Below are 687 nucleotides of genomic sequence, written 5' to 3'. Positions count from 1 at the left end.
GGGTCAGGCCTCGAAAAGTAACATCCCTGGCTCCCTTCTCCTGACCCGACCGCAAAGGCCAGCGCTTCGGCGGGCTCTCCTTTTGCCGGGTGCCATCCCGTCTCTCTCCCCACGCGGCTCCCCGTCGTGCTCGTAGAGCAGGCCTCCAGCGTCCGTCCCGCGCGGGGACGAACGCCCAGCGGACGGCTCAGAGCAGTTTTACCAGGGCCGCGATCGCGGCGACTTGGGCGAACATCAGCGGCACGATCCATTTGAGCAGATCGACCTTGGTACGTGCGACCTCGGCGCGAACCTGCTCGATGTCGAGCTTGAGCTCGGCACGGACCTGCTCGATCCCCTTTTGCAGGCGCAGCTCGCTTTCGCGCAACGCACTGCGGACCTGCTCGATGTCGAGCTTGAGCTCGGCGCGGACCCGCTCGATCTCGGCACGGACCTGCTCGATTTCCTTCTGCAAGCGCAGCTCGCTCTCGCGTACATGGCCCTGGGTCGCCAATTCCGGAAGATGCGGGTAGCGCTCTTCCAAGCGCTCGAAGGCCTCGGCGATGACGCGCGCCCGCGCGCGCTCCTACATATTGTGCATCGACGCCGCTTGTCACGACGCCGCGTGCCGGCTAGGCTCAGGGCATGTACCGCCCAATCGATCCCAAGGTCGACTGCGTCTTCAAGACGCTCTTTGGCTCGGAGGAC

1 protein-coding gene is annotated in these 687 nt (G+C 65.4%); it reads right to left on the bottom strand.

The features are described 5' to 3' along the window. Positions 1-187 precede the first annotated feature (187 nt). Positions 188-523, bottom strand: coding sequence for a coiled-coil domain-containing protein (locus CKO41_RS18310; protein WP_207144180.1), 336 nt, complete (start codon positions 521-523; stop codon positions 188-190). Between the last annotated feature and the right edge of the window lie 164 nt (positions 524-687).

Origin of the sequence: Thiococcus pfennigii (genome assembly GCF_016583835.1) — a bacterium.
Taxonomy (GTDB): domain Bacteria; phylum Pseudomonadota; class Gammaproteobacteria; order Chromatiales; family Chromatiaceae; genus Thiococcus; species Thiococcus pfennigii.
This window is presented reverse-complemented; position numbering and strand designations above follow the sequence as displayed.